A 5,112-nucleotide genomic window follows, 5' to 3' on the forward strand; every position below is an offset into this window, starting at 1 on the left:
CGGTGGTAAATGTTTGTCGAGCAAATCACTAATCTGTTCCTGGCTTTGCGCCCCAGCAAAACCATCAATGGGTCTGCCTTTATCTAAAATTAATGTGGTCGGTACATTCTGAATTTGGAAGTAGTTAGCAATTTCTAACTCGGTTTCACAATCCACTTTAGCGAGAATAAATCGCCCACCTTGGCTATTGGCAAGATGTTCCAGCGTCTGCAACATTTGTACACTTTCGGGCTGCTGTTGCGCCCAAAATGCTAATACCACCATTTTTTGCATTGAGGTATCAACAACTTGTTGAATATTGTCTTTAGTAAGATTAATGAGGTAGTCCATATTGCCTCCGCAGAATGACAAAAACAAAAGCGGACTTATTGTCCGCTTTTACTGCTTAAATCGAGTTTACTTTACACTCGCCAATAACATCTGATTGGTGAGTTTAATAAACGCTGAAGGGTCTGCCAAACTGCCTTTCTCGGATAGCAAGGCCTGTTGTAATAACAAGTTAGCCCAATCAGCAAACAATTGCTCGTCAGTTTCGTTATTCAAATGCTCAACCAAAGGATGCGTTGGGTTAATCTCAAATGTTGGCTTAGACTCTGGCACAGGCTGACCAGCTGCTTGCATCAGTTTAATCATCTGCGTCGACATTTCACCTTCACCCGCGACCACACACGCTGGCGTGTCAGTTAGACGTGAAGTAACACGAACCTCAGAAACGCTGTCTGCTAACGCAGCTTTAACACGCTCAATTAAACCTTTAGACTCTTCAGCAACTTTGTCATGAGCTTCTTTATCAGCTGCATCTTCAAGTTCACCTAACTCTAAATCACCACGTGTCACTGAATGTAGCTTCTTGTCTTTGAACTCAGTTAAGTGATTAACCAACCACTCATCGATACGTTCAGACAATAACAATACTTCGATGCCTTTTTTACGCAGCAACTCAAGATGAGGACTATTTGCGGCAGCTTCATGACTGTCAGCAACGATATAATAAATCTTGTCTTGACCCGCTTTCATGCGCTCAATATAGGCCTCTAATGACACTGTTGTTGCGGCAGAGTTGTCATAAGTAGAAGCAAAACGCAATAAGCCTGCAATGCGTTCTTTGTTAGCAAAGTCTTCTGCTGGGCCTTCTTTTAATACTTGACCAAATTCAGCCCAGAAAGATTGATACTGTTCTGGCTCATCTTTAGCCAGCTTTTCAAGCATACCCAACACACGTTTGGTGATGCCCACGCGCATTGCTGTTGTTACCTGGTTATCTTGTAATATTTCGCGAGATACGTTTAATGGCAAATCATTTGAATCGATTAATCCACGTACAAAGCGCAAGTATGTTGGTAAAAACTGTTCCGCTTCATCCATAATAAATACACGTTGAACAAACAGTTTCAAGCCATGCTTATGGTCGCGGTTCCACATATCCCAAGGTGCTTTGGCTGGGATGTACAGTAAACTGGTGTATTCTTGTTTACCTTCAACACGATTGTGAGACCATTTTAAAGCGTCGCTGTAATCGTGAGAAATATGCTTGTAAAACTCTTGGTATTCTTCTTCAGTGATGTCTGACTTATTACGAGTCCAAAGCGCTGTCGCTTTGTTCATCACTTTCCACTCACCTTCTGTTGCCGCGACTTTCTCGCCATCAGGGCCGTCTGACTCAGGTGTACCTTCATTCCACATTTGTACTGGAACAGAGATATGATCAGAATACTTAGTGATAATTGAGCGTAAACGGTAATCGTCAGCAAATTCAGTTTCTTCGTCACGTAAATGCAGCACAATTTCAGTACCACGTTCATTTTTAGTGATACTTTCTACATTGAATGAACCTTCGCCTTCAGATTCCCACAATACACCTTCGTTAGCAGCATGGCCGGCAGCACGAGTGCGTACAGTGACTTTTTTCGCTACAATGAAAGCCGAATAGAAGCCCACACCAAACTGACCAATGAGTTGTGAATCTTTTGACGCTTCGCCAGAAAGATTACTAAAAAATTCTTTGGTGCCAGACTTGGCGATAGTCCCTAAATGTTCGATAACGCTATCGCGGGTCATGCCAATACCATTATCTGAAATAGTTACTGTGCCCTTTTCTTTATTCGCACTAACACGAACGCGTAAATCACCGTTACCTTCATATAAGGTATCGTCAGTTAATGCTAAATAGCGAAGCTTATCTGCTGCATCGGCCGCATTTGAGACTAGCTCACGTAAGAAAATCTCTTTATTCGAATACAGAGAGTGGATCATCAATTGCAGAAGTTGTTTTACTTCGGTTTGAAAGCCATGAGTTTCTTGTTGTGACATGAGTATTTCCCTTGGTGTTACGTTTAAACAATCACGAGTCGAAAAATCCACTCGCCTAAAATTCTGTGTTAACCAAGAGATGGGGGACGTTACAATATTTTCAAGGGGCAACACCGTCTTGTTGAATAATAAATCATCAGATAAGACCAAATCAGCTCAATATGACACATTTTTGCAGCCTGTGTTCCTCCATGACTCATCCATAGTGGAATAAAAAATGCCAACAAATCTAATTTTTAGACTTGCTGGCATCTTGGTTTTTAATCAGGTGTAGGGCTATTACAGCGGAATACGACCATAAAAAGATAATGCTAAAGTGGTGCTATCAACGTACTCAAGCTCTCCACCCACGGGGACGCCATGAGCAATACGACTAATCACCACATTATGCCTTCTGGCCATATCAGCAATAAAATGTGCAGTGGCGTCACCCTCAACGGTCGGATTGGTAGCAAGAATAAGCTCGCTCACCTCATTCGACGTTAAATGGCGCTCAAGTAGCGCTAGCCCCAACTCTTCAGGACCAACACCGTCTAACGGCGATAAGTGTCCTAACAGCACAAAATAACGGCCATTAAAATGGCCACCAGCTTCAATAGCAAGCACATCAGCAGGCGTTTCAACCACGCAAATAATCCCAGTATTAATGCGACGATGGCTACTGCATATAGGGCATAAATCTTGTTCGGTAAACGTACGACAACTTTGACAATGTCCAACTTCAGACATGGCTTTTTGCAACGAATCTGCGAGCTTAAGGCCCACTTTACGTTCACGCTCAAGTAATTGAAATGCCATACGCTGTGCAGACTTAGGGCCGACGCCAGGCAACGCACGTAAAGATTGAATTAATTCATCGACCAAAGGACTAAATTTCATAAATTGCCAATACCTTAATAACTAAACTCATTGTAATGTCATGGTGAACCCGTCTTGTGATCGGCTAAGCCAATACGCGGAAACGCCAAAGCAATGCGATTATTGTCTGTGCAGCGTTTGAATGCAAAGATTAAAACCTCTGTTGCAATAAATGAAGCCACAATCGGCGAATTAACAGTGTTCTTATTGAAAACGTTAACTCTATGACCAGAGCCATCGTAGGTAGGTGAATTGCTCAACGATTACTTTTAGTAAAAAATTACCGTGATTACGGGAACAGATTAATAATGAAACAACCTGTATCTACATCTATTTAAAAACCAAAAAACCAACTTAAAGACAACTCTATTGACTCATCTTTATGGCTTTAGACACAACCAGAAAATAAGGAATTAATTAACTTTGAGAGCCATCACTTTTCTTGTTCAATCCATCTGATATTCTACTGATCAGTACTTAATAGTGTCTGTGGGGGACATAAGGAAGACATTTACGATAATATTAAAAACACTTCCAATAGATGAGTTTCCATATAAAAGTGTCACCAATGCAAGGACTCAATATGCAAGATGTTTTACCACTATTAGGTAGTGGATTGGTTATTTGCGGAGCGCTATTACTTGCAATGGCTATCTCACCGGTATGGACAATATTTCGCCGACTTCCAACCGGCGAATTGCGCCACAGTTGGGGTTTTCTCATTCTGCTGATCCTTTTTTTTATCATAGGTTATGTCATTTATGCAAAATTTAGCTTGGTGACATTTTCTCAACCACTTGATCTAGTGGTGCCGGTGATATTTTTTTGCGGAGCTATTTTTGTATTTGTTGTTTGTAGCCTGTCCCTCAAAACCACCAGTGACATTATGCAGATGCATGCCCTTAAACAAGAAAACATCACCGACTCATTAACAGGTATATTTAACCGCCGATACTTAGATCGTCGCCTGAAAGAAGAAACGCAAAGGGCGCAAAGTTATTCTAAACCACTATCCATCTTCCTTATCGATATCGACCATTTCAAAAACATTAATGATAAGTATGGTCATCAGATTGGTGACTTAGTTTTGAAAAATATCGCCCAGAACATTAAAATGTCGTTAAGAGAATCAGATATAGTGGCTCGTTATGGTGGTGAAGAGTTTATTGTCATCCTCCCGCTAACCCAAGTTTCTACATCTTATACACTTGCTGAACGACTCAGGACTATTATCGAAAACATTCAGCTGGCGCTGCCTGGTGAGTCTGAAATAGATATACTTTCCATTGGTGTCACAGTGAGTGTAGGTGTTGCTGGAATGACATCTGAATGTAAAGACTACCAGTGCCTGATTAAAAATGCAGACAGGGCACTCTATCAATCAAAACAAAATGGCCGCAACCAAGTAAGAGTGGCTTAAACAGGGCATAAATAACGTAACAAAAGGCTGTTTGAGGGGGTTTTATTATCACGTGTTTAGGTTACTTACCTGAACGATAAGTAAAAACCTTATCCAGCGGTAAATTAAATACCTCTGCAATTTTAAACGCCACTTCAAGTGTTGGAGAGTACTTATTTGATTCAATTGCCATCACTGTTTGTCGTGTTACGCCAATTTGTTCGGCCAGTTGCTTTTGCGTCATTTCATTATGTAAAAAACGTAAAGTACGAATAGTATTTGAAATCCCTACTTTTACATCATCCCGATTATCCATAAATATCACCAGTGCGCCCCTTATACAATTGCACTCCGTAATGTGCCAGCTCAGCAGTTAGAAAAGCCACAATTAAAATATGCAGTGGTAAATACGGCACAGTCCGTTGTTGCATAAAATCAAAATCTTGGGCGGCGATATTATACTGAAAGATGGCGAACACAACGCCCACTTGCAAAATGATAGCCGAATATTTATAGCCAACTAAACTGATTTGCTTTTCTCTCAC

The 5,112-nt window shown here is 41.0% G+C and carries 5 protein-coding genes and 1 pseudogene; 1 reads left to right on the forward strand and 5 read right to left on the reverse strand.

The window, feature by feature from the left end:
• The 3 genes from H5202_RS17760 to recR all read right to left on the reverse strand — a co-directional run.
• A partial coding sequence (locus H5202_RS17760; RefSeq protein ID WP_259397371.1) for a thioredoxin domain-containing protein occupies positions 1-330 on the reverse strand: 330 nt, incomplete at its 3' end.
• A 66-nt stretch (positions 331-396) separates the two neighbouring features.
• Entirely contained in the window at positions 397-2,310 is a 1,914-nt protein-coding gene (gene htpG / locus H5202_RS17765) for a molecular chaperone HtpG (protein WP_182773243.1), read from the reverse strand.
• A gap of 279 nt (positions 2,311-2,589) precedes the next feature.
• On the reverse strand, positions 2,590-3,189 hold the full coding sequence (gene recR / locus H5202_RS17770) for a recombination mediator RecR (RefSeq protein ID WP_182773244.1): 600 nt from the start codon (positions 3,187-3,189) through the stop codon (positions 2,590-2,592).
• A gap of 562 nt (positions 3,190-3,751) precedes the next feature.
• Here recR and H5202_RS17775 point away from each other — a divergent pair.
• A complete protein-coding gene (locus H5202_RS17775) occupies positions 3,752-4,588 on the forward strand; it encodes a GGDEF domain-containing protein (RefSeq protein WP_182773245.1) in 837 nt (278 codons plus the stop codon).
• 61 nt (positions 4,589-4,649) lie between these two features.
• On the opposite strand, the gene H5202_RS17780 is transcribed toward H5202_RS17775, so the two are convergent.
• Positions 4,650-4,883, reverse strand: a complete 234-nt coding sequence (locus H5202_RS17780) for a helix-turn-helix transcriptional regulator (protein WP_101088159.1) — start codon at positions 4,881-4,883, stop codon at positions 4,650-4,652.
• Positions 4,876-5,112: pseudogene (locus H5202_RS17785) on the reverse strand (hypothetical protein); the annotation flags it as partial. The pseudogene H5202_RS17785 and the gene H5202_RS17780, both read right to left, overlap by 8 nt.

The sequence above is a fragment of the Shewanella sp. SG41-4 genome, assembly GCF_014164505.1.
Classification (GTDB): Bacteria; Pseudomonadota; Gammaproteobacteria; order Enterobacterales; family Shewanellaceae; genus Shewanella.

Excerpts from the sequence above, each read along its gene's own strand:
- recR (WP_182773244.1), bottom strand. The coding sequence starts at position 3,189 with ATGAAATTTAGTCCTTTGGTCGATGAATTAATTCAATCTTTACGTGCG.
- H5202_RS17780 (WP_101088159.1), bottom strand. The coding sequence starts at position 4,883 with ATGGATAATCGGGATGATGTAAAAGTAGGGATTTCAAATACTATTCGT.
- H5202_RS17775 (WP_182773245.1), top strand. The coding sequence starts at position 3,752 with ATGCAAGATGTTTTACCACTATTAGGTAGTGGATTGGTTATTTGCGGA.
- htpG (WP_182773243.1), bottom strand. The coding sequence starts at position 2,310 with ATGTCACAACAAGAAACTCATGGCTTTCAAACCGAAGTAAAACAACTT.